This window comes from Corynebacterium sp. ACRQP, from assembly GCF_022345915.1.
GTDB classification, from domain to species: domain Bacteria; phylum Actinomycetota; class Actinomycetes; order Mycobacteriales; family Mycobacteriaceae; genus Corynebacterium; species Corynebacterium lehmanniae.
Window position 1 is genome coordinate 1 of the sequence record NZ_JAKRMZ010000016.1, and the last position, 20,946, is coordinate 20,946.

Genomic DNA, 20,946 nt, shown 5'->3' on the forward strand with positions numbered 1-20,946 from the left:
GCCCCCGCCCGACGACGCGCCCGAAGCCTTCCACCGGCCACCGCCGCCCGAGCAGGAGCCGCGCTCCGGCACGTGGATCATCGCCGGCGTCGTCGCCGCGGTCGCGCTCGCCTGCGCCGCCGTGATCTGGGGTTTAACCAGCGGGGGAGCGCAGTCGCAGGCTCCTGCGCAGGAGGAAACGGAGCAGTCACAACCACCGTCACCGCCGCAGGCTGCGCAGTCTCCGTCTCCTGTGCAGGAGGAGGAACGGGCGGAGCAGACGTCGATAAGCATTGAGCGCGAGGGCCTCACCGTCCAACTTCCCGCAGGCTTCACCCTCGAAGCCGACGACGGCATGTGGCGCGCCACGGGCGACGACCCCAACTTCCGCCTGCAGATGGCCGTCGAGCACCTCTACCAGTTGCCCGCGCGCACCATGGCCGAACAACTGCTCGCCGACATTGAGGCCGACCCGGAAGTCGAACTCGTCGACACCGACGGTATCGCCGTGACCTACCTCGAGCGCGCCGGCGACGGCTCGCAATCACTGTGGAAGACCTGGCCCAACGGGACGGTGCAGCTGTTCGTGGGCTGCCACACACGCGCCGAACCCACCGTCGTGCAACGCGCCACCTGCCGCATGGCCATGGAAACCGCTGAATATAAGGGGGCTGACGTGGGGCCATAAAAAAGTTTTGCGACCGATGGAACCGAAAGGGCCAAACGTCAGTCAGATATACGGACAGCACAGACGTTGTCCGTCCCAACACACAACGAGGGGGAAAGAAACCATGGAGCAGTTCGCAACCGAAGCCGAGGTCATGCGCGCCGCTGCAGACCGCACCGACGACACCAACGCCGACGTCAACCGCGAAATCGACCGCGTCCAGCAAGTCGCCGAAGCCACCCGCGGCTACTGGGTGGGCAACGCACAGCGCAGCTTCGACGACCTGATGATCAGGTACGACGACGCCCAAAGGCGATTGTCTGAAGCTCTGAGCGCGATCGCCGTGAACATCCGCGACAACGCCAAGAACTACGAAACCACCGACGCCACCAACACCGACAGCCTCCGCCAGATCGCCGGCGGACTCGCACTGTAAAGGGGAAACCATGCAGATCAAGTACGACTTCGCGCAGATCGCCGGCGCCGCAGAGGACATGCGCGCCTCCGCCTCCCGCATCAACGGGGACCTGGCCGAACTCAAGCAGATGCTCCAGCCCATGGCCCAGACCTGGGAAGGCACCGCAGCCGCGGCCTACCAGGCACACCAGGCCAAGTGGGACCAGGCGGCAGAGGATCTCAACCAGATCCTCAACCAGATCGCCAACACCGTTGAAGACGGCAACACCACCATGCTCGCCGTCAACAACGCAGCCGCAAACAGCTGGGGCTAAACAACAAGACTTGCGTCGCGGGCCGTGACGGGGCCGTTTTCATCGGGGGACGGGCTCGGCTTCGGACCGGCCCGCGGCGCAACCACACGGGGGATACGGGGGACGTGCCGCCGCAGGTGATGGGGGAATCACCTGCGGCGGCGCTTTTTGTTTTCGGGGGCGCGTGCCGTAGGGTGTTATCCCTGTGTGTCCCGCCGGATGCGCTTTTCGGGTCTCCACCGGCCGCCGTAAAGCACAAAGGGGCAGACGAAGTTTTTGGCCGGCAGCCATCTAGACAGACTTTAAGGAGTCATGCATGTCTACTTACCACCCGAAGAGCGGTGACATCACCCGTAAGTGGTACGTCATCGACGCAACCGACGTGGTGCTGGGCAAGCTTGCTTCCACCGTCGCAGACATCCTGCGCGGTAAGCACAAGCCGCAGTACGCACCGAACGTCGACACCGGCGACCACGTCATCGTGATCAACGCCGACAAGATCCACATCTCCTCCAACAAGCGCGAGCGCGAGATGCGTTACCGCCACTCCGGCTACCCGGGTGGTCTGAAGTCCATGACCCTGGGCCGCGCGCTGGACGAGCGTCCGGATCGCGTGATCGAGGAAGCTGTCAAGGGCATGATGCCGCACAACAAGCTTTCCCGTCAGTCCATCAAGAAGCTGCACGTCTTCGTCGGTGCCGAGCACCCGTACGCTGGCCAGCAGCCGGAAACCTACGAGTTTAAGCAGGTGGCACAGTAATGACCGAGCCGAACAACTTCGAAAACACCGCCGCTGAGGACCTGGGCACCGACGTCGACGCCGCAACCGCCGCGACCGAGGAGTTCAACTACACTATCGGCGACGCCATCGCCCCCGAGGCTGAGGTAACCGAGGAGACCGTCGAGGTCGCTCCGCTGCACGAGGGTCCGATCCAGACCGTTGGCCGCCGTAAGCGCGCCATCGCCCGCGTGACCGTCGTCGAGGGCGAGGGCAAGATCACCGTCAACGGCCGCGAGTTCGAGGACTACTTCCCGAACAAGCTGCACCAGCAGGACATCCTCACCCCGCTGACCCTGCTCGAGCGCGAGGGCCAGTTCGACATCAAGGCCAACATCTCCGGTGGCGGCCCGACCGGCCAGTCCGGTGCTCTGCGTCTGGCTATCGCCCGTGCGCTGAACATCTACAACCCGGCTGAGCGCCCGACCCTGAAGAAGGCCGGCCTGCTCACCCGTGACGCCCGTGCCGTGGAGCGCAAGAAGGCAGGTCTGCACAAGGCCCGTCGCGCACCGCAGTACTCCAAGCGTTAATCGCTTTTCGCGCGCGCCGAATCGCCGTCGTCCTTGTTGGGCGGCGGCGTTTCGCGTTGTTAGGGCAGGGTTTGTCGCGCAGGGGTGGGTGCTGCGGGTGTCAGGGTCCTGTGCTTCGTGGTCCGAAGAGTTGGTCGAGTGCTCCGCGGTCGGTGTTTTTCAGGTGGTACCCGCGTGGTGAGATCCACCATGGTGCGCCTCGGATCATGGTGATGTGGCCCCGGCTCTTGCGCCAGGGGTCGTCGTCGTTGACCCGGTTGTGGTAGCGGCACAGCGGCACGAGGTTGTTCATGTTGGTGTAGCCGCCGTGTTTCCACGCATTCACGTGGTGGATCTCGGAGCCCAACGCCCCGTGCCTGCAGCCTGGGAAGGCGCACACGGGTGAGACCATGCAGGCGAGGTCGCGTTGTTTCTGGTTGGCGAAGCGCTCGGTGTCGTAGAGGTTCACCGCGCCTTCCTCCGGGTGGAAGGCGGCAACCTCCAAGGTGTCGCCGAATTCTTGCTGCATGTACTCCGCCCCGGTCATGGTGGTGCCGTCAGTCAAGGTGAGGATGACGTCGTCGCCCTCACCCGCCATGATGCGTGCGTGTTCGGTGATCGGCACCAGCACGATCGGGCGTGGTGCCGCGGCGATGACCCCGCCGGTTTTGCCTTCGACGATGCGCCAGAACGCTTCCTCCATCTGGGGTGCGGCCGGCTGTGTGGCGTCGATGCCTTGGCGCAGGCGGTGCTCGAGGTCTGCGGCTTTGCGGTCGGTGGTGTCGATGGTGATGCGCGCCCGCCCGTTTCTCGGTGCGGAGAACGCGACCTGCTTCTTCGTCGGAGCATTGTCCTCGCGGGGCACGAGTTCGCGTGCGGCGCGTTCGATCGCGCGGTACCCGCCGGTGACATCCAGCAAGGCGAGGCGCAGCCGCCACCGCTCGCCGGTGTCTTTCACGCCCCCGACGCGGCGTTCGATCAGTGCGAGCTCGTCCAGGGAGAACCCGCGGGCCTTCTGTACTGCCAAGGCCTGCTTGCGGGTGAATTTTGTGGGCCCGTAGTACACCTTCTGCATTGCGTCCCACGCGCGTGCCCGATCCGGCGCCATGCCGGCACCCAACGCAACAGGCAGGTCGAAGTGCCGCAGCGTCTCCACGGATGCTGCGGCCATCGCCTGAATGAATGCGTCGAACGGGTTCATGCCACGAACACTAAAACAATCGCAACCCCGCCCCGCCCGGCCCTGTGGAATTTGTGTCATCACCCCTGTGGATAACTACCAAACCCGCAGGTAAAATCGCGCGAAAGTTGGGGTGGCGGAGCGATCGTCGATAGGCAAGTGCATAATTGTGCGCATGACTCGATTGTTCGGAACTGACGGTGTCCGCGGCCTGGCTAACGAGGCCCTCACCGCATCGCTTGCCCTCAAGCTCGGCGCCGCGGCCGCGACCGTGCTGACCAAGGACCGCGGCTCTGAGAAGCGCCGCCCGATCGCGCTGATCGGCCGGGACCCGCGCGTCTCCGGCGAGATGCTGGCTGCCGCGATGGCGGCCGGTATGGCGTCGAAAGGCGTGGACGTGCTGCGCGTCGGCGTCATCCCCACCCCGGGCTTGGCGTTTCTCACCGACGACTACGGCGCCGACATCGGTGTGATGATCTCCGCGTCCCACAACCCGATGCCGGATAACGGCATCAAGTTCTTCGCCGCCGGCGGCAAGAAGCTGCCGGACAACATTGAGGACGAGATCGAGCGCGCCATGGCCGTGCTGGAGGAAACGGGCCCGACCGGCACCGCCATCGGGCGCGTGATCGAGGAGGCGCCGGACGCGCAGGAGCGCTACCTCGCCCACCTCAAGGAGGCCGTCACCGAGCCGCTGAGCGGCATCAAGGTCGTGGTGGACTGCGCCAACGGCGCCGCCTCCGAGGTCGCCCCGAAGGCCTATGCCGCCGCCGGCGCCGAGGTCACCGCCATCCACAACACGCCGAACGCCTACAACATCAACGACGGCTCCGGCTCCACCCACATGGACCAGATCCAGGCGGCCGTGGTCGAACACGGTGCGGACCTGGGCCTGGCGCACGACGGCGACGCCGATCGCTGCCTGGCCGTGGACGCGCAGGGCAACGTCGTCGACGGCGATCAAATCATGGCGATCCTCGCCACCGGCATGAAGGAATCCAACAGCCTCAAGGACAACACGCTGGTCGCCACGGTGATGAGCAACCTGGGCCTGAAGCTGGCCATGCAGCGCGAGGGCATCGAGGTGCGCGAGACGAAGGTGGGCGACCGCTACGTGCTCGAGGAGCTCGGACGCGGCGATTTCTCGCTGGGCGGCGAGCAGTCCGGCCACATCGTGGTCCCGGCGCATGCCACGACTGGTGACGGCGTCCTGTCCGGCCTCATGCTCATGCAGCGCATGGCGGAGACCGGCAAGACGCTCGCCGAGCTGGCGGAGGTGATGACGGTACTGCCGCAGACGCTGATCAACGTGCCGGTGTCCAACAAGGCGCTGATCTTGGAGGACCAGTCCGTCAAGGATGCCATCGCTGAAGCGGAGGCTGAGCTGGGCGAAGCCGGCCGCGTGCTGCTGCGCCCGTCGGGCACCGAGGAGCTGTTCCGCGTCATGGTCGAGGCCGCTGAGGAGGAGCAGGCGCGCAAGGTTGCCGGTCGCCTCGCGGCGGTCGTTGCCGCGGTGTAGGTTTATCCGCGGTAAAAGTTTTTTGCCCCGGCAGGGAACCGCCGGGGCGTTGGGGGAGTCTAACTAAAGGTAAGACAGTTCAACTGCGAGCCTTTCGGGGGTGGGCATATGACACATGTTGGGGCGCTCGACATCGATATCGATGCGGTGCGCACGAAGTACACAGAGGCTATCGACGCGTACCGCGACGCCGCGCACGAGCTCGACGCCGGGCGGCCGGCGGTTGCCGCGTCGTCGTTCGGCGCGGGGTTCGCGCGGGAGGGACAGCGCATCGTGGATGCGCTGGATGCGTTGCATTCCACGTCGCAACGTTTCCTTGCGGCGCGCGGGGAGAATTGGGGGCAGGTGCTTTCGCTTAGCGACGCCACCGTCGCCGCCGACCAGCTCTCTTCCGAGTATTTGGCATCGATCGCGGGCGGGGTGGATAACGCATGATGGCGGCGGTGAAAGACGACGTCCAGTCGCTGGTGCGCGCGGTCGATGTCGCGCCGGAGGTGGGGCCGGCGCAGCGCGCCGCGGTCCACGGCTTGGCCGGCGAATTGTTGGAGCAGGTCGCGCAGACCGACGGGCTCGACTTGAGCGCGTTTCTCGCCGCGGGCCTGAAGTTGTCCGCGGGCGGGCAGCGGCCGGACACGCCGGCGCGGACGTGCTCGTGCGACGAGAGTGCCTGGTTCGACGAGGTGGGCATCCGCGAGCGCGAGCGTTGCGACGAAGCACGCGAAACCGAGCATTTCGACCGCGCGAAAGCCGCAGGCGAGTCGATCGGGCAGTGCGGGGAGGCGATCAAGACGATCGTGGACACCGCGGAATCGGCGGTGCGCGCCCTGCTGGAGCCGGCGCGGCGCATGCTGGACATCGTGCTGAACTGCGGGATTGTGCAGCTGATCCAGCCGGCGGTGGAGATGGTCATCGAGGCGCTGCGCAGCGCGCGCGAGACCGCCAGCGACCGCAACGGCGTGATCAAGGAGTGCCTGGGGGAGGTTGCCACGCGCGTCGACACCGCGGCCGTCGAGCAGCCGGCCCCGCCGGTGCAATTCGGGGAGAAGGAGCATACGCCTTGCGACGTCACGACGCGCCCCGCCGCCGCCACCAGCGCTTCCGACGTATCTGCCGATTCAGGCGCCCGCTTGGGGCTGGATCTGAAGTTGGATCTGACGTTGGACGCGAAACTGGAGGCGACGCTCGGCATCGAGGAGACGGCGCTGGAGGACTGCCCGACGGAGCCTGCGGCTCAACCCGAGTGCGAACCGGAACCGGAACCAGAACCAGAACCGGAGTGCGAACCGGAACCCGAGCCGGAGCCGGAATGTGAACCGGAACCGGAGCCGCCGCCACCGCCGCCTCCCGCACCGGCACCCGCGGATGACGGGGTGATCGCCCCGCCGCCGGAGCTGTCGCAGGTGGAGGAGCCGGCGCCGCCGCCGAAGAAGCTGGAGAATCTGGAAACGCAGCCGGCGCAGGCGGGAAATGCAGGCGGCAATGACACCGAAGCCGGTGGGGTGGAAGCTGATCCGTGGGCAATGAAGAAGGCAGGGGAGTGGTAGCGATGGATTTCGAACTTTTTGTGGCGCAGTACCAAAAGCGCACCGCGAAGCGCATGGCGGATTTTGAGGCATTGATGAAGGAAACGCAGCAGAAGATGGAGATGACCGCCAAGCATCACGCGCGGGCCCGGGAGACGATGCCGCGGCAGCCGGTGACGGTGCCGCGGGGGGATTACAGCATGCCGCGGCCCCGTCGTAACGCTTCGCAAAAGCAGCAGATCCAGGCGGTGCTGCGCGCGATAGGCCCGAACGGCGAAAACCCCGTCGTGTAAGCACGACGGGGAAGGGGGTTAGAACAGGGAGAAGCTGGCGTTGTCGCGCGCCAGGCCGGCGGCCTTGGACAGCTTCTCGCCGGTCAGGGACTCCACGCCGGAGCCTTCTGCGTCCGGTTCGGAGTAGGAGCCGTAGGCCTTGTCCTCGTCGAGCTGGTGCAGCAGGTAGCCCACGAGCAGGCCGCGGACGGTTTCCTGCAGGCCGCGATCGGACTTGCCCACACCGAGGATGCGCTTGACCATGTTGTCCTCGGAGAAGGACTGCTGGTCGCCCTTCTTCGGCGCGCGGTAGACCACTTCGCCGGCCCAGTTGTAGGCCAGCTTGGCGGGGTTGCCTGGGTCGAACAGCGAGTCGCCGTCTTCGCCGGGGCCGACGACCATGCCGGGGACGAACAGGTTGCGCGCCGCCTCGACTGCGGACGGCGCCACGTTTGCCGGGTACACCGCCGCCACGGCCTTCGCCTTCGGGTTGTCCACCGCGGCGAGCACGGCCGCGCCGCCGCCCATGCCGTGGCCGACGATGCCGAGCTTGCCGGGCGAGATGGAGATGTTGCCGTTGCCCAGGCGCACGCCGCCGAGGATCTGCATGGCGGTCTCCAGGTCGGCGGCGAGGCCGACGTGGTCGGGCTTGAAGCCGGTTTCGGTGTCCGGCGCGGCCACGGCGATGCCCCAGCTGGCCAGGTGGCGCAGGGTGTCCTCGTAGGCGGCGACATCCTTGAGCCAGTCGTGGCCGAACGCCACGCCGGGCAGGTTCTTGCCTTCGGCGGGGGTGTAGACCTTGCCGGGCAGGCCGGTGTAGCCCAGGTCGCCTTCCAGGACGCGGTGCGGGCCGCGCTTGGACAGGTCGGAGAGTTTCTTCAGCTTCGCAGACACGCGGGCAATCCTACTGCATACCTGTCTCCGCTAGGGTAAGTCCGACAAACCCCACAGACAGGAGGTCGGATGCTCGGTGCGTTGCAGCTGGCGTTCATTGATTCGGTGAATCTGCTCCTCATCGGCGTCATCGTCGCGGTCGGCATTGCTGCACGGAGCAACTACGCCAAGACCACCGCGCTGCTGATCGCGGGCGATTGGTGCGGCGTGGCTGGCTTGGCGCTGATCATGCTGGTGATTTTCGACGGCCTGGGCCCAGTGGTGCAGCGCTTCGTCGAAGGCCCGGTGTTCGGCATTTTGCTCATCGCCACCGGCGTCCTCACCGCCGTCCTCGCGGTGCGCGGCGGCGACAACCAGGCGCTGGTGCAAAAGATCATGCGCCCGCTGCACACCCCCGGCCCGGCCACCGTGGGAACCGGCGTGGTGCTCGGCCTGATCCAGTCGGCGACCTCGTTACCGTTTTACGGCGGGCTGGCACTGCTGTCGGCCGCCGGCGTCGACGCGCAGGTGCGCTACGCCGCGATCCCGCTGTACGCCACGGTGGCGCTGTCGCTGCCCACGTTGGCGGCCTTGGCCGTCGGCTGGGTGCGCGCGAAGCCGGACAGCGCCGCCGCGCGCGGCTTCGACTGGGCGCGCGCCCACCCCGACCAGGTCACGGCGGCGGCGACGTGGTCGGTGGCGGTGCTGCTCATCGTTTTGGGCGTGACCCACGTGGTGTAATAGGCCCGTGCTGACAACAACGATCGATCTGGACGCTATCGCGCACAACACCCGCCGCCTGCGCGAGCAAACGACCGCGGAGCTGATGTGCGTGGTCAAGGCGGACGCCTACAACCACGGCGTTAAGCGCTGCGTGCCGGTGATGGAGGCGAACGGCGCGGACGCGTTCGGCGTGGCCACGTTCGCGGAGGCGCGCCGGGTGCGCGAGCTGACCACTAAGCCGGTGCTGGCGTGGCTGTGGGATCCGCATGAGGAGCTCCCGGATGGCGTCGATGTCGCGGCCCCGTCGATGACGCATTTGCATTCGCTTATCGACGCACCAACGGCGCCCACCGTCTACCTCAAAGTGGACACGGGCATGCACCGCTCCGGCATCGACGAGGTCCGCTGGCAGGAGGCCTTCGAGGTCGCCCTGGACGCGCAGCGCGAAGGCAAGCTCGAGGTGGCGGGGCTGATGACGCACTTCAGCTGCGCCGACGACCCGTCCGACCCGTACACGGACCAGCAAGCGGCCGGGTTTCGCCGCGCGATCGCCCAGGCCCGCCAGGTGGGCCTTGAGGTGCCGCGCAACCACGCGGCGAACTCGCCGGCGACGTGGACCCGCCCGGACCTGCACTTCGACATGGTCCGGCCGGGTTTGAGCCTGTACGGCCTGGAGCCGGTCGACGGCCTCGACCACGGACTGAAACCGGCGATGACCTGGTCGGCGCCGGTGGTGACGGTGAAGCCGATGCGCGCCGGCGAGGCCACCAGCTACGCCCGGACCTGGGAAGCGCCGGCGGACGGGTTCACGGCCGTGATCCCCGCGGGCTACGCGGACGGGGTGCAGCGCTCCTGGCAAGGCGCCGTGGAGGTCGACATCGCGGGCCGGAGCTACCAGCAGGTGGGCCGGGTGTCCATGGACCAGATTGTGGTCTGGCTCGGCGACAACGACGCAGGTGTCGCCGCGGGCGACGAGGCCGTCATCTTCGGCGACGCCACCGCGCTAGCCAAGCGCGCCGGCACCATCAACTACGAGGTGGTCTGCGCCCCGCGCGGTCGCACCACCCGCCGCTACATCGGGGAGGGCAAGTAAATGAAGTCCACGTTTCCGGCGCAGGGCGAGCGGCTGTGCGACGATGCCCAAGATACGCAAACGCTCGGCGAAGAGCTGGGGCAGACGCTCGAGGCGGGCGACCTCGTGGTGCTCGACGGCCCGCTCGGCGCGGGCAAGACCACCTTCACACAGGGCATCGCGAGGGGCATGGGGGTCAAGGGCCGGGTGACGAGCCCGACGTTCGTGATTGCGCGGGAGCACTCGTCGATAGGCAATGGCCCCTCGCTCGTGCACGTGGACGCTTACCGGCTCGGCGACGACCCGCTGGGCGAGCTCGACGCCCTCGACCTGGACAGCGCCCTCGAAGATGCCGTGGTGGTGGCCGAGTGGGGCGGCGGCCTGGTGGAGCAACTCGCGCAGCGCCACGTGCACGTCACGCTGGATCGGCGCACACACGCCGACACAGAAGCCCGCATTATCTCCTGGCGCGTCGAAGACGGGATGTAGGCTTACACGCATGCTCAACCTCACTAGCCAGTCCCGCCGCTGGATCGTGCTCGCAGCTGTGCTGTGGCTCGTGATTTTGGCGGGGATCATCTTCATCCCGCAGTCCCGTTCCACCGAGGTCGCCCAGGTGACGCCCACGAACTCGCTGACGCGCTCGCTGCAGCAGACCCGCCCGGGCGGCGACGCCGTGTCCGCTCAGCTAGTGGATCCGGCGCGCATCTACGACCCGGAGCGCTACCTCGGCTACACCACGCTGTGCCCGGGCGAGCCGCAGGAGCTGGTGGACGCCAAGCTTGAGGCCTTCGGCATCAGCGCCGACGACCTGGACCTCGGCGGCGACCTCGGCTACGTCCTGCTCATCCCGGGCGGCGAGGGCGAGGCTCCCATGGTGGACCCGGTGGAGCTGAACAAGGTGGACATCTGCACCGTGCCGCAGTCCGAGTCCTTCCCGCTCAACACCGCGATGCCGTTCCACATGAACCAGGGCCGCTGGACCCTCGGGTTGGGCCAGTAATGCTCGTTCTCGCCCTGGACACCGCCACGACTGACCTGGTCGCAGGCATCGTGGACGGGGACCGTGTGCTCGCGGAGACGGCCGTTGCCACCCGCGCGCACAACGAGACGCTCATGCCGGAGATCACCCGGTTGTTGGGGGAGGCGGGCGTCGAGTTCGCGGACCTGGGCGCGGTCGTGGTCGGCTGCGGCCCAGGGCCGTTTACCGGCCTGCGCGTCGGCATGTCCACTGCGTCGGCGCTGGGGCAGGCGCTTGCCATTCCGGTGCACGGGGTGTGCACGCATGACGCGGTCGCCGCGTCGCTTGGCGGTGAGGCGCTGGTGGTCACCGACGCGCGCCGCCGCGAGGTGTACTGGGCGCGCTACTCCGGCGGCAAGCGCGTCGCCGGCCCGGACGTGTGCAAGCCGGCGGACCTGACCTCGCCCGCGGTGGATGTGGTCAGCGTGCCGTCGTCGCTCGCGGAGCTTTTGCCTGTCGACGCCCAAAGGGTGACCTACCAACCCCCAACACCTGCCGGCCTCGTCGCAGTCGCCGACCTGGACGCGCCGCCGGAGCCGCTGGTGCCGCTGTATCTGCGCCGGCCAGATGCGGTGCCGCCGAAGCAGGCACCGAAGTCGCCGGCGCTGCCATGAGCCTGAGTTTCCGCGAGCTGACCGTCGCGGACGCCCCGGCGGCCGCCGCCATCGAGGCGGTGCTCTTCGCCGGCGACAGCCCGTGGTCCGAGGCGGCGTACCGCTCCGAGATCGCCGCGCGCCACACCTTCTACCTGGGCGCCTTCGACGGCGATGAGCTGGTCGGCTTTGCGGGCCTGGCCATGCTCGGGCCGAAGGACGACCCGGAGTTTGAGATCCACACCATCGGCGTCGACCCCTCCCGGCAGGGCGAGGGCCTGGGCCGGGCGCTGATGGACCAGCTCATGCACACCGTGGACCTGCTAGACGGGCCGTGCTTTTTGGAAGTGCGGGTGGACAACACGCCCGCGATCCGGCTGTACGAAAGCTTCGGGTTTTTCACCGCGGGCGTGCGCAAGAACTACTATCAGGCCTCCGGCATGGACGCGTACACCATGACGCGGCCGAAGAAGAGCGAAAGGCGAGACCAGTGATTGTGTTGGGCATCGAGTCCTCGTGCGACGAAACCGGCGTGGGCATTGTCGAGCTGCGCGAAGACGGCACGATGGACATCCTCGCCGACGTGGTCGCCTCCTCGATGGAGCAGCACGCCCGTTTCGGCGGGGTCGTGCCGGAGATCGCCTCGCGCGCGCACCTAGAGGCCATGCCGCAGGTGATGGAGAAGGCGCTGGCGGACGCGGGCATCGACAAGCCCGACGCGGTCGCCGCCACTGTGGGCCCGGGCCTGGCCGGCGCGCTGCTGGTCGGCGCGTCCGCGGCCAAGGCGTACGCGGCGGCGTGGGGCGTGCCGTTTTACGGCGTGAACCACCTAGGCGGGCACGTCGCGGTGGCCAACCTGGACGGCGAGCCGCTGCCGCACGCGGTTGCGCTGCTGGTCTCCGGCGGGCACACGCAGCTGCTCGAGGTCGAGGCTGTGGGCAAGCCGATGAGGGAGCTGGGCACCACGCTCGACGACGCCGCCGGCGAGGCCTACGACAAAGTCGCCCGCCTGCTGGGCTTGGGCTACCCCGGCGGCCCGGTGGTGGACAAGCTCGCCGCCGAAGGCGACCCGGAGGCAGTGAAGTTCCCGCGGGCGCTCTCGCGCGCCGAGGACCTGCGCGGCGAGCACCGCTACAACTTCTCCTTCTCGGGCCTGAAAACCGCGGTGGCCCGCCACGTCGAGGCCGCCGAGCGCGACGGCCGCGTGATCTCGCTGGAGGACGTCTGCGCGTCCTTCCAGGAGGCAGTCTGCGACGTACTCACCGCGAAAGCCGTCATGGCCTGCCAGGACACCGGCGCGAACACGCTGCTGCTCGGCGGCGGCGTGGCCGCGAACCGCAGGCTTCGCGAACTTGCGCAGCAGCGCTGCGACGCGGCCGGTATTGAGCTGCGCGTGCCGCGGTTCAACCTGTGCACGGACAACGGGGTGATGATCGCGGCGTTGGCCGCGCAGCTCATCCACGAAGGCGCTGCGCCGTCTGGGCTGGGCGTGGGCACGGACACGTCGCTGGAGGTCGAGGTCCCGCTCGTGTCGTCGTAAAGCGGAAAGTGCTGGCTGCGGATACGCTTGGGGCCTGCACGTCTTGTTCGACGAAAGGAATACCCGTGTCCGCTGAAACTACCGAGCAGTTCGACCAGGGCCAGGCCGACCGTGAGCGCTTCGGGTTCCTGGTCAACCCGGACCTGACCTACCGCCGCATCGTCTTCGACGAGGACACCGCGCGCGAGACCCTCGGCGGCATCACCGGCGAGGCCGTCGATGTTGCCTTCGACCAGGAAGGCAACCGCTTCCACGCGATCTTCCGCCCGGACGCGGCCCAGCTGGGCCAGGAGCCGAACCCGGTGGCGTCGCTGGCGCGCAACACCGCGGAGACGGACAACCCGGAGTTCCTCACCGACCCCACCCGCGCAATCTCCGGCCCGGTGATTTTCACGGCGCGCGACGGGGAGAGCGTGGACGAGCGCACCATCGGCAAGGTGCTGCAGGCCATCCGCGCGGTGGAGAATTACCGCGCCGACAACGCCGAAGAGTACGAGCTTTGGCGAAACGCGGTGCTCAACACCTAAATCGCGCTAACACACAGCCTGTGGTTGTTGGCTGGCACTCTCGGGGGTAGAGTGCCAAAGCAGGTTGTGTGAAGCACAGTTGTTCACCCGCGACGACGGCTGCGCCTCTTCAGACCTGAACTGTTGAATCATTCACCAATGAAAGGTTGCTGATCATGGCAAACGTCAACATCAAGCCGCTGGAGGACAAGGTCCTCGTCCAGATCGCCGAGGCTGAGACCACCACCGCGTCCGGCCTGGTTATCCCGGATTCCGCCGCGGAGAAGCCGCAGGAAGCCGTCGTCATCGCTGTCGGCCCGGGCCGCCTGGACGACAACGGCAACCGCATCGCCGTGGACGTCAAGGAGGGCGACACCGTCGTCTTCTCCAAGTACGGCGGCACCGAGCTGAAGTACGGCGGCGAGGAGTACCTGCTGCTGTCCGCCCGTGACCTGCTGGCCGTCGTCGAGAAGTAAGCGCCATGGCAAAACTCATCGCATTTGATCAGGAGGCCCGCGAGGGCATCCAGCGCGGCGTGGACACGCTCGCCGACGCGGTGAAGGTCACCCTCGGCCCCCGCGGCCGCAACGTCGTGCTGTCCAAGTCCTGGGGCGGGCCGACCGTCACCAACGACGGCGTGACCATCGCCCGCGACATCGACCTCGAGGACCCGTTTGAAAACCTCGGTGCGCAGCTGGTGAAGTCCGTCGCAGTCAAGACGAACGACATTGCCGGCGACGGCACCACCACCGCAACGCTTCTGGCTCAGGCGCTCGTTGCCGAGGGCCTGCGCAACGTCGCGGCCGGCGCGAACCCGATCGAGCTGAACAAGGGCATCAAGGCCGCCGCAGACAAGGTCGTCGAGGAGCTCAAGGCCCGCGCGACCGACGTGCAGTCCTCCGCCGAGATCGCAAACGTGGCCACCGTGTCCTCGCGCGACCCAGAGGTCGGCGAGATGGTCGCCGGCGCCATGGACAAGGTGGGCAAGGACGGTGTTCTCACCGTCGAGGAGTCCCAGTCCATCGACTCGTACGTGGATCTGACCGAGGGCATCTCCTTTGACAAGGGCTTCCTCTCGCCGTACTTCATGACGGATCCGGACGCCGGCCAGGCCGTGCTGGAAAACGCCCGCGTGCTGCTGGTGCGCGGCAAGATTTCCTCCCTGCCGGACTTCCTGCCGCTCTTGGAGCAGGCCGCCTCCGAGTCTGTGCCGCTGTTCGTGGTGGCAGAGGACATCGAGGGCGAGGCGCTGCAGGCGCTGGTGGTCAACTCCATCCGCAAGATCCTCAAGGTTGTCGCAGTGAAGTCGCCGTACTTCGGCGAGCGCCGCAAGGCGTTTATGGACGACCTCGCGGTGGTCACCGACGCGACTGTGATCGACCCGGAGGTCGGCGTCAACCTCAAGGACGCCACCCTGGAGCACTTGGGTTCCGCCCGCCGCGTGACGGTGACCAAGGACGACACCGTCATCGTCGACGGCGCCGGCACCGCTGAGGCAGTGGAGGACCGCCGCAACCAGATCCGCCGCGAGATCGAGTCCACCGACTCGACCTGGGACAAGGAGAAGGCGGAAGAGCGCCTGGCCAAGCTGTCCGGCGGTGTGGCCGTGCTGCGCGTCGGCGCCGCCACCGAGACCGAGCAGAACGAGCGTAAGCTGCGCGTCGAGGACGCCATCAACGCCGCCCGCGCGGCGGCGGACGAGGGCATCATCGCCGGCGGTGGCTCTGCGCTGGTGCAGATTGCCAAGCAGCTCGAGACCTTCGCCGAGGGCTTCGAGGCCGAGCAGAAGACCGGCGTGCTGGCCGTGGCCCGCGCCCTATCTAAGCCGGCGTTTTGGATCGCCGACAACGCGGGCCTCGACGGCGCCGTTGTGGTGTCCAAGGTCGCCGAGATGCAAAACGGCGAGGGCTTCAACGCCGCCACGCTCGAGTACGGCAACCTCATCGAGCAGGGCATCATCGACCCGGTGAAGGTCACCCACAGCGCGGTGGTCAACGCCGCGTCGGTGGCGCGCATGGTGCTCACCACGGAAGCGTCTGTGGTGACTAAGCCCGCTGAGGAAGACGAGCACGAGGGCCACGCGCACTAGTCGCGCATCAGCCGAAGGTTCGTCGATAAGCAAAAACGCCCCGAAATCGGGGCGTTTTTCGTATTCCGGGCTACTTGGCGGAAGCCGCGGCGACCTTCATGCCGCCGGCGGTGCCGCGCAGGATGGCGGAGCGCTCGGATTCGCTCATGCCGCCCCAGATGCCGTACGGCTCAGCCACACGCAGCGCGTGCTCGCGGCACTGGGAGAGCACCGGGCACTCGAAGCAGATGGCCTTCGCGCGGTTTTCGCGCTGCGTGCGCGCCCGGCCGCGCTCCCCGTCGGGGTGGTAGAAGATTTCGGAGGCCTCCCCCCGGCACTTGCTGTGTAGCTGCCAATCCCAGAAGTCTGCGTTGGGTCCGGGAAGCTGATGCGGCAAAGACATAATCGGGAGTGCTCCTTTGTGGAAGTACCTCAAACGTGTAACCGGCAACGAGTGTGGACTGCTCTGGTTAACGTTTGGTTTCGTCCCGGTTACAGACTGCTGTCGCGCAGTCGAACCGCGCGAAAATACCCCTGTCTTACTGCGTTAACGCACCTGGTTACGGGCAGGTGAATTCCTGGCAAAAGCTCGGTAGCGCAAACAAAATGGCAAGTGCGTCTATTATGTACGGGTTACGCGAGTCCGGAGCAGGCTGACAGATAAAGGGAGGAGATGCGCGTGGCTGCAAGCGATGAAGACGCAGAACTCGCTGGCTTGGTCCCCGCCGCTGCGCAGGGCGACCGGCGGGCGCTGCAGCGCATCATCTCCATCATCCACCCGCGCGTGCTGCGCTACGCCAGGGCGCGCATCGGGGGAGGGCGGATGCCTACCCCCGAAGATGTGGCCCAGGAGATCTGCCTCGCGGTGGCGACGAGCATTGACCGCTACAACGACACCGGGCGGCCGTTCATGGCGTTCGTGTACGGAATCGCGTTTAACAAGGTCGCAGACGCGCACCGTGCGATGGCGCGCGACAAGCTGAGCCCGGTGGAGGAGGTGCCCGACACCGAAATGGCGACAATCACACCGGAGGACGCCGCGATGGTGTCGTCGGGGAGTAACGCTGTGCGGGCTTTGCTCGATTCATTAAACGAGAAGGCCCGCGACATCGTAATTCTGCGAGTGTTTGTGGGTCTGTCCGCGGAGGAGACGGCTGAAGTCATGGGCAGCACACCGGGTGCAGTGCGTGTTGCCCAGCACCGTGCGCTGTCCAAACTGCGGAAGCAACTGGACGGAGGGCAAGCGGAGTTATGACACGGCAGGACGATCACTTTGATGAGCTCGCGCACAGCGACGCGTTCATTGAGGCGCTCATGCTTGGCGACGATCCTTCGGCAGGCAACGACCCCCTCGCCGCCGCCCTGCTGGAGCTGAAGGGCGATGTCGACCGGCCGATGCCGCCGGCGCCACAGCTGTACGTGGAGGATTCCCAGTCCGCTGGCAACGTCGCCTCGCTGGACGAGAAGCGCGCCGAGAAGGCGAAGCGCCGCGTCAGCCCGTGGCTGTCCGGCTTGATCGGCGCCGCCGCGGCGACCGTGGTGTGCGTCGGCACCGGCGCCGCCCTGTTCGAGGACGGCGTGCAAGGGGAAGACACCACGATGGTGGAGCTGGCCACCACCCTCGACGAGCTTGAGGTGGCCAACGAAAGCGGCGATGCCGCTGCCGCCCGCGACCTGCTGGAGCAGGCGCGCGGCCTGGTGGCCACGATGAAGGAGCGCGAGCGGCGCGCGGCCAAGGGCGGCGCGGCCGCGACGGTGACAGAGACGGTCACGGAGGCGACCACGGTGCCGGCGGAGGACACCTCCACCGAGCAGCCGACTCCGGAGCAGGCCCCGGCTGTCCCGGCGCCGCCGGCGCAGCAGCAGCCGCCGCAGTCCTCGCAGGATCCGGCGCAGCGCGGGCCGGGTGCAGGCAATGGCTCAGGCTCCGGTGCGGGCGCCCGCCAGCCCTCGCAGTCCACCCAGCCGACGCCGTCGAGCACGCAGCCGAGCGCGACTTCCGGCATCACGGCGCCGACGCAGGGCACGACCGGTGGGTCCTTGGCGGAGGGCACCGCCTCGGAACAGGAGCACCCGTCGCTGCGGGTCAACGACCCGGCGACGATGGTGAATCCGCCCGCTGAGTTCGGCGCGGGCAACAGTGTCTCCGGCGGCGCAGAGGGCGGCCCGATCGTCCACCCGCCGGTGGGCAGCAGCTCCTAGCGCCCCTCTAAGCCGTCCAGGTAGCCCATGGCGTAATCCCAGGGCACGTAGGCCTCGATGTTGGGGTTCGCGCTCGGCTCATGCACCGGGGGCAGCTGGTTGTTCAGCGAGGCGATCATGTTTTGCTCCATGATCTCCCAGTCGTAGTAGTGGACTTGGTCGCAGTCCTCGCAGAGGAACGACACCCCGAGGATTCCGCGGGGTTTCAGCATGCGCTTCGCGTCGCGCACATGCGAGAGATCCTGGATGACTGCGACGCGTTCGGCGGGCGACAGCGGCTCGGCGTGCTCTTCGTCCTCGATGAAGGATGCCGGGTCGTTGGGGTCGTCCGCGAACGGGTCCAGTGGCATCATGTCGTCGTAGTTCACCCGTCTAACCCTATACGGTGTGGCAAACCGGCTCGATCCCCCGCTCGCAGGAGCGCTGAACTGGGTGGCACGGTCGGGGTTTGCGGGGCGTTATATCATGGCGAAAAACATCTGCGCGGGAGAGGAGACTAAGCGATGGCTAATGAGCGTGTGTGGACTGGTGGGGACGATCCGGACAAGGTGGCGCTTCGCGGCCTGACCTTCGACGATGTGCTGCTGCTGCCGGCGGAGTCCCACATTGTTCCGTCCGAGGTGAGCACCGCCTCCCAGTTCACCAAGAACATCCGGTTGGGCATGCCGATCGCCTCCGCCGCGATGGACACGGTCACCGAGTCCCGCATGGCGATCGCGATGGCGCGCCAGGGCGGCATCGGCGTGATTCACCGCAACTTGAGCGCCCAGGACCAGGCGGAGCACGTCGACATTGTGAAGCGCTCCGAGTCCGGAATGGTGTCCAACCCGGTCACCGCAACCCCGGACATGACGCTTGAGGACGTGGACGCGCTCTGCGCCCGCTTCCGCATCTCCGGCCTGCCGGTGGTTGACGACGGCGGCCGCCTGGTCGGCATCATCACCAACCGCGACATGCGCTTCGAGGCTGACTTCAAGCGCAAGGTCGCCGAGGTCATGACCCCGATGCCGCTCGTGGTCGCACCGGAGGGCGTCGATAAGCAAGAAGCGCTCGCGCTGCTGTCCGCGAACAAGGTGGAGAAGCTGCCGATCGTGGCTGCCGACGGCACCCTGGCCGGCCTGATCACCGTGAAGGACTTTGTGAAAAGCGAGCAGTACCCGAACGCGTCCAAGGACGCGGACGGCCGCCTGCTCGTCGCCGCTGGCGTGGGCACCGGCGAGGACGCCTTCGACCGCGCCGGCCTGCTGGTGGAAGCCGGCGTGGACGCGCTCGTGGTGGACTCCGCGCACGCGCACAACAACCGCGTGCTGGAGATGGTCTCGCGCGTGAAGAAGGAATTCGGCGACCGCGTCGACGTCGTCGGCGGCAACCTGGCCACCCGCAGCGCGGCGAAGGCCATGATCGACGCGGGCGCAGACGCGATCAAGGTGGGCATCGGCCCGGGCTCCATTTGCACCACCCGCGTGGTGGCCGGTGTGGGCGCGCCGCAGATCACCTCGATCCTCGAGGCATCCGTCCCGGCGAAGGCCGCAGGCGTGCCGATCATCGCTGACGGCGGCATGCAGTTCTCCGGCGACGTGGCCAAGGCGCTGGCCGCAGGTGCGTCGACAGTCATGCTCGGCTCCATGCTCGCCGGCACCGCAGAGGCCCCGGGCGAAATCGTGGTCGTGGGCGGCAAGCAGTACAAGCGCTACCGCGGCATGGGCTCCATGGGCGCGATGCAGGGCCGCGGCCTGACCGGCGAGAAGCGCTCCTTCTCCAAGGACCGCTACTTCCAGGCGGACGTGACCAGCGAGGACAAGCTAGTGCCGGAGGGCATTGAGGGCCGCGTGCCGTTCCGCGGCGAGCTGGACTCCATCACCCACCAGATCGTCGGCGGCCTGCGCGCCGCCATGGGCTACACGGGCGCGGCCTCCATTGAGGAGCTGCAGACGAAGCAGTTCGTCCAGATCACCGCCGCCGGCCTGCGCGAGTCTCACCCGCACGACATCACGCAGACCGTCGAGGCGCCGAACTACCGCCAGTAGGGGAGAGACATGCGCGACTACGTGGAAATCGGCCTCGGCCGCGAGGCCCGCAGGGCGTACGACCTGGGCGACCTTTCGATCGTACCGAAGCGCCGCACCCGTTCTTCCAAGGACGTGGACACGAGCTGGCACATCGACGCTTACGCGTTCGACATTCCGCTCGTCTCCCACCCGACCGACGCGTTGGCCAGCCCCGAGTTTGTCATCGAGATGGGCAAGCAGGGTGGCCTCGGCGTGATCGACGCCGAGGGGCTGTGGGGCCGCCACGCCGACTTTGAGGCCGCGGTGAAGAAGGTCGTGGACTCGTGCGAGGACGCCTGGGGCATCGACTCGGAGGAGAAGTACCAGGAGTACCTCGACTCCGGCGAGCGCTCCGTGCGCACGCTGCAGGAACTGCACGCCGCCGAGCTCGACCGCGACCTGCTCACCGAGCGCATCGCCCAGGTGCGCGACTCCGGCGTGACTGTTGCAGTGCGCGTGAGCCCGCAGAACGCGTGCGAGCTCGCGCCGGTGGTCATCGCCGCGGGTGCGGAGATCCTGTTCATCCAGGGGTCCATCGTCTCTGCCGAGCACGTGCAGCAGGGCGGCGAGCCGCTGAACCTGAAGGAGTTCGTCGGCTCGCTCGACGTGCCGGTGATCGCGGGCGGGGTGTTCGACTACTCCACGGCAACCCACCTGATGCGCTCCGGTGTGGCCGGTGTGATTGTGGGCTCGGGCCACGCCGACACGGTGGTCAATGTCCCCATGGCTACGGCGATCGCTGACGTGGCGGCGGCACGCCGCGACTACCTGGACGAGACCGGCGGGCGCTATGTGCACGTGCTGGCGGACACCGCCCTGTGGGAACCTGGTGCCGTCGCCCTTGCTATTGCGTGTGGCGCTGATGCGGTCATGCTCGGCCGCAACTTGGCGCAGGCGTCCGAAGCTGCGGCTGGCGGCGTGTACTGGGAGGCGCAGGCGGCGCACCCGCGATTCCCGCGCGGCGACGTGAGCAAGGACGCCACCGCGGGCAGGGGCGTGCCGTTGGAGACGGTGCTCTTCGGCCCGTCCAGCGACCAGTGGGGCGGCCTGAACATCGTCGGAGGTCTGAAGAGAATCATGGCAAAGTGTGGTTATACTGATGTGAAAGCTTTTCAGAAAGCCGATCTGGCAATCCGTAGTTGAGAAATTGGATGAGTACGCCC

At 67.4% G+C, this 20,946-nt stretch carries 27 protein-coding genes; 23 read left to right on the forward strand and 4 right to left on the reverse strand.

The window, feature by feature from the left end; genetic code table 11:
• The 5 genes from MHY23_RS07405 to rpsI all read left to right on the forward strand — a co-directional run.
• Positions 1-667, forward strand: a 667-nt coding sequence (locus tag MHY23_RS07405; RefSeq protein ID WP_239307025.1) for a type VII secretion-associated protein, incomplete at its 5' end; no start/stop codon positions are given.
• 103 nt (positions 668-770) lie between these two features.
• Positions 771-1,082 (forward strand): WXG100 family type VII secretion target, encoded by a 312-nt coding sequence (locus MHY23_RS07410; RefSeq protein ID WP_181889836.1) that lies wholly within the window; start codon positions 771-773, stop codon positions 1,080-1,082.
• A 10-nt stretch (positions 1,083-1,092) separates the two neighbouring features.
• The gene (locus tag MHY23_RS07415) at positions 1,093-1,377 is read left to right on the forward strand and encodes a WXG100 family type VII secretion target (protein ID WP_239307026.1); all 285 of its coding nucleotides are present in this window, start codon (positions 1,093-1,095) and stop codon (positions 1,375-1,377) included.
• Between the two features lie 295 nt (positions 1,378-1,672).
• A complete protein-coding gene (gene rplM, locus MHY23_RS07420; RefSeq protein ID WP_034997310.1) occupies positions 1,673-2,116 on the forward strand; it encodes a 50S ribosomal protein L13 in 444 nt (147 codons plus the stop codon).
• Complete coding sequence (rpsI, locus tag MHY23_RS07425; RefSeq protein ID WP_239307027.1) at positions 2,116-2,664, forward strand: 30S ribosomal protein S9; 549 nt, start codon at positions 2,116-2,118, stop codon at positions 2,662-2,664. The genes rplM and rpsI overlap by 1 nt, the downstream gene beginning before the upstream one ends.
• Positions 2,665-2,764: 100 nt before the next feature.
• On the opposite strand, the gene MHY23_RS07430 is transcribed toward rpsI, so the two are convergent.
• A complete protein-coding gene (locus MHY23_RS07430) occupies positions 2,765-3,844 on the reverse strand; it encodes an HNH endonuclease signature motif containing protein (RefSeq protein ID WP_239307028.1) in 1,080 nt (359 codons plus the stop codon).
• A 154-nt stretch (positions 3,845-3,998) separates the two neighbouring features.
• Here MHY23_RS07430 and glmM point away from each other — a divergent pair, with 154 nt between their 5' ends.
• The 4 genes from glmM (at position 3,999) to MHY23_RS07450 (ending at position 7,158) form a co-directional block, all read left to right on the forward strand.
• On the forward strand, positions 3,999-5,342 hold the full coding sequence (gene glmM / locus MHY23_RS07435; RefSeq protein WP_239307029.1) for a phosphoglucosamine mutase: 1,344 nt from the start codon (positions 3,999-4,001) through the stop codon (positions 5,340-5,342).
• A gap of 108 nt (positions 5,343-5,450) precedes the next feature.
• Positions 5,451-5,777, forward strand: coding sequence for a hypothetical protein (locus MHY23_RS07440; RefSeq protein ID WP_239307030.1), 327 nt, complete (start codon positions 5,451-5,453; stop codon positions 5,775-5,777).
• Complete coding sequence (locus MHY23_RS07445; protein WP_239307031.1) at positions 5,774-6,886, forward strand: hypothetical protein; 1,113 nt, start codon at positions 5,774-5,776, stop codon at positions 6,884-6,886. Before MHY23_RS07440 ends, MHY23_RS07445 begins: the two co-directional genes overlap by 4 nt.
• A gap of 2 nt (positions 6,887-6,888) precedes the next feature.
• Positions 6,889-7,158: a hypothetical protein gene (locus MHY23_RS07450; protein WP_239307032.1), complete on the forward strand. Its 270-nt coding sequence runs from the start codon at positions 6,889-6,891 to the stop codon at positions 7,156-7,158.
• An 18-nt stretch (positions 7,159-7,176) separates the two neighbouring features.
• Here MHY23_RS07450 and MHY23_RS07455 read toward each other — a convergent pair whose 3' ends face one another.
• The gene (locus MHY23_RS07455; RefSeq protein ID WP_239307033.1) at positions 7,177-8,031 is read right to left on the reverse strand and encodes a dienelactone hydrolase family protein; all 855 of its coding nucleotides are present in this window, start codon (positions 8,029-8,031) and stop codon (positions 7,177-7,179) included.
• A gap of 69 nt (positions 8,032-8,100) precedes the next feature.
• On the opposite strand from MHY23_RS07455, the gene MHY23_RS07460 reads away from it, so the two are divergent.
• From MHY23_RS07460 to groL, 10 genes are all read left to right on the forward strand, one after another.
• Complete coding sequence (locus tag MHY23_RS07460; RefSeq protein ID WP_239307034.1) at positions 8,101-8,751, forward strand: GAP family protein; 651 nt, start codon at positions 8,101-8,103, stop codon at positions 8,749-8,751.
• A gap of 7 nt (positions 8,752-8,758) precedes the next feature.
• Positions 8,759-9,826 (forward strand): alanine racemase, encoded by a 1,068-nt coding sequence (alr, locus tag MHY23_RS07465; RefSeq protein ID WP_239307035.1) that lies wholly within the window; start codon positions 8,759-8,761, stop codon positions 9,824-9,826.
• Entirely contained in the window at positions 9,827-10,294 is a 468-nt protein-coding gene (gene tsaE / locus MHY23_RS07470; RefSeq protein WP_239307036.1) for a tRNA (adenosine(37)-N6)-threonylcarbamoyltransferase complex ATPase subunit type 1 TsaE, read from the forward strand.
• A 10-nt stretch (positions 10,295-10,304) separates the two neighbouring features.
• Positions 10,305-10,808 (forward strand): hypothetical protein, encoded by a 504-nt coding sequence (locus MHY23_RS07475; protein ID WP_239307037.1) that lies wholly within the window; start codon positions 10,305-10,307, stop codon positions 10,806-10,808.
• A complete protein-coding gene (tsaB, locus tag MHY23_RS07480; RefSeq protein ID WP_239307038.1) occupies positions 10,808-11,440 on the forward strand; it encodes a tRNA (adenosine(37)-N6)-threonylcarbamoyltransferase complex dimerization subunit type 1 TsaB in 633 nt (210 codons plus the stop codon). The genes MHY23_RS07475 and tsaB overlap by 1 nt, the downstream gene beginning before the upstream one ends.
• On the forward strand, positions 11,437-11,913 hold the full coding sequence (gene rimI / locus MHY23_RS07485) for a ribosomal protein S18-alanine N-acetyltransferase (protein WP_239307039.1): 477 nt from the start codon (positions 11,437-11,439) through the stop codon (positions 11,911-11,913). Before tsaB ends, rimI begins: the two co-directional genes overlap by 4 nt.
• Positions 11,910-12,959, forward strand: coding sequence for a tRNA (adenosine(37)-N6)-threonylcarbamoyltransferase complex transferase subunit TsaD (gene tsaD, locus MHY23_RS07490; RefSeq protein ID WP_239307040.1), 1,050 nt, complete (start codon positions 11,910-11,912; stop codon positions 12,957-12,959). The genes rimI and tsaD overlap by 4 nt, the downstream gene beginning before the upstream one ends.
• Before the next feature lie 65 nt (positions 12,960-13,024).
• On the forward strand, positions 13,025-13,486 hold the full coding sequence (locus tag MHY23_RS07495; RefSeq protein ID WP_239307041.1) for a hypothetical protein: 462 nt from the start codon (positions 13,025-13,027) through the stop codon (positions 13,484-13,486).
• A 155-nt stretch (positions 13,487-13,641) separates the two neighbouring features.
• Entirely contained in the window at positions 13,642-13,941 is a 300-nt protein-coding gene (gene groES, locus MHY23_RS07500) for a co-chaperone GroES (RefSeq protein ID WP_181191491.1), read from the forward strand.
• Between the two features lie 5 nt (positions 13,942-13,946).
• The gene (groL, locus tag MHY23_RS07505) at positions 13,947-15,554 is read left to right on the forward strand and encodes a chaperonin GroEL (RefSeq protein ID WP_239307042.1); all 1,608 of its coding nucleotides are present in this window, start codon (positions 13,947-13,949) and stop codon (positions 15,552-15,554) included.
• 70 nt (positions 15,555-15,624) lie between these two features.
• Here the strand turns inward: groL and MHY23_RS07510 are convergent, their stop codons facing one another.
• The gene (locus MHY23_RS07510) at positions 15,625-15,936 is read right to left on the reverse strand and encodes a WhiB family transcriptional regulator (protein WP_070473359.1); all 312 of its coding nucleotides are present in this window, start codon (positions 15,934-15,936) and stop codon (positions 15,625-15,627) included.
• A 276-nt stretch (positions 15,937-16,212) separates the two neighbouring features.
• Here MHY23_RS07510 and MHY23_RS07515 point away from each other — a divergent pair, with 276 nt between their 5' ends.
• Together MHY23_RS07515 and MHY23_RS07520 are read left to right on the forward strand one after the other, a co-directional pair.
• The gene (locus MHY23_RS07515; protein WP_239307043.1) at positions 16,213-16,788 is read left to right on the forward strand and encodes a sigma-70 family RNA polymerase sigma factor; all 576 of its coding nucleotides are present in this window, start codon (positions 16,213-16,215) and stop codon (positions 16,786-16,788) included.
• On the forward strand, positions 16,785-17,735 hold the full coding sequence (locus tag MHY23_RS07520; protein WP_239307044.1) for a hypothetical protein: 951 nt from the start codon (positions 16,785-16,787) through the stop codon (positions 17,733-17,735). The genes MHY23_RS07515 and MHY23_RS07520 overlap by 4 nt, the downstream gene beginning before the upstream one ends.
• Here the strand turns inward: MHY23_RS07520 and MHY23_RS07525 are convergent.
• Positions 17,732-18,088 carry a DUF5319 domain-containing protein gene (locus MHY23_RS07525; RefSeq protein WP_181890050.1) on the reverse strand — a complete coding sequence of 119 codons (357 nt, stop codon included), beginning with the start codon at positions 18,086-18,088 and terminating at the stop codon, positions 17,732-17,734. The two genes, MHY23_RS07520 and MHY23_RS07525, sit on opposite strands and share 4 nt — an antisense overlap.
• A 150-nt stretch (positions 18,089-18,238) precedes the next feature.
• Here MHY23_RS07525 and guaB point away from each other — a divergent pair, with 150 nt between their 5' ends.
• Positions 18,239-19,762, forward strand: coding sequence for an IMP dehydrogenase (guaB, locus tag MHY23_RS07530; RefSeq protein WP_181889853.1), 1,524 nt, complete (start codon positions 18,239-18,241; stop codon positions 19,760-19,762).
• Positions 19,763-19,771: 9 nt separating this feature from the next.
• Complete coding sequence (locus tag MHY23_RS07535) at positions 19,772-20,926, forward strand: GuaB3 family IMP dehydrogenase-related protein (RefSeq protein ID WP_239307045.1); 1,155 nt, start codon at positions 19,772-19,774, stop codon at positions 20,924-20,926.
• Positions 20,927-20,946: the final 20 nt, after the last annotated feature.